2 protein-coding genes are annotated in these 1,441 nt (G+C 61.1%); both read right to left on the minus strand.

Going from position 1 to position 1,441, the window contains the following annotated elements; genetic code table 11:
* On the minus strand, positions 1-380 hold a 380-nt coding region (locus BS329_RS44280; RefSeq protein ID WP_208619384.1), incomplete at its 3' end, for a three component ABC system middle component.
* Between the two features lie 39 nt (positions 381-419).
* Positions 420-1,115, minus strand: a complete 696-nt coding sequence (locus BS329_RS41645) for an ABC-three component system protein (RefSeq protein WP_143253466.1) — start codon at positions 1,113-1,115, stop codon at positions 420-422.
* Between the last annotated feature and the right edge of the window lie 326 nt (positions 1,116-1,441).

The following is a 1,441-nucleotide window of genomic DNA, read 5'->3' on the forward strand; positions in this document are numbered from 1 at the left end:
CATCTGCACACGATCATGAAAAAGATCCGCAGGACACGCCCTAGACCGCCCCCGTCGACCGTAAGCACGTTGTAGGTCAACCCAAATCGCAGTCCTTCCTTGACTGGCTCGACGAGCCCTTGAGCTCGTGCTGGAAACCCCGCGCGGATCACCGGGTTGCGAGATGTCCAACTTGCCAGATGGGTCGTGGTCGTCGAGGGCAAGGCTTGTCTGGTCCCTCGATGGAGCACAAGAGGAACGAGGATGAATGCCAGTGCCCACGGGAGCGCACGATCGGACGACTTCCGGTAGCCATCAGCGGCCGCCGCTAGAGAGGCGGCGACCAGCCCCGGGTTGAGCATCGCTCCAAGAACGGGAGGCCGGTCACTCCATGCCGTCACGCCACGTCTCCTCTGCAGACCTTGTTCTGGTTTGGCGCTTCACGCGGGAACCTGGAGGAGTTGCGTGAGGCGACTTTCGAAGTCTGGGTGCCAGCCGATGCGGCCGCTATCGGCCAACATGTGACGTTGTCCGCGTGCGAAGAAGGGGTCGTTGTACCGTGCGCGGACGCTGATCCCTGTCCTCAGGAGAAGTTGCCTCAGCATGTCCTTGCCAGCGCGTTGTTTGGCCTTGTCGTCGGCATCGTCGTCGAGGTTGTCAACCGTCCACTCGAACTCGCGTTCCCATTCGTCGATCAACTCGGCCTCAAACCTGCTTAGCTCGGGTATGCCGATGAGATCCTCGTCGATCCAGCGCACGGTCTGTGTGTAGGCGCGGTAGTAGTCCACGATGGCCTTCTCCAGGCTGACCGGCGGAAACGCGATCCACTCCATCTGCTGGACAAAGGCGCGTGTTCCGTGCTCCGCGACTACCTCTGCGGTATCGACGTCGCTGAGTTCGACGAGAGTGGGCAAGTTCTCGTTGGCGAAGCGGTCACGGATATCGTTGACCGCAGCCTGGGCTGACCCAACTTCCACGCTACGCAGCCGCCCCTGCAATAGCGCTAGTGCTTGGTCGTCCCACCATCGCCAGACCATCGCAAGGTACAAGTCCTCGTGGCCGGTCGGCAACGCCCAGTGCAGGAGGCTCCGCACGGTCGCCGTCACATCCTCGGCATGTGCCGATCCGTCGGCCACTCGGATTCGTGAGACAAAGGTGGCTCGTTCTGATGGAGTAAGCGCTAGAAACTGCTCACGCGCGGCCACGGTCCCTTTGGTCGTCGACTCGCGTGCGACTTGCTCTAGACCTTTCAATGCCGCGTCTTGATCACGATTTTCTGCACGCAACGCGGCAACCGCAGTGCCTGGCCTCGCTACTGAGGTTGCCCCCGGGAATCGGACACCGGGGTTTATGCCACGAGGGCGAGGTCTTGACGATAGCTTATGCGGGTCTCGTGGGGTGTTCGGTAGTCGAGTGTTGAATGTAGACGGTCGTGGTTGTAGTAGCCGAGGTAGGTGAACAC

It is taken from the genome of Amycolatopsis coloradensis (assembly GCF_001953865.1).
GTDB classification, from domain to species: Bacteria; Actinomycetota; Actinomycetes; order Mycobacteriales; family Pseudonocardiaceae; genus Amycolatopsis; species Amycolatopsis coloradensis.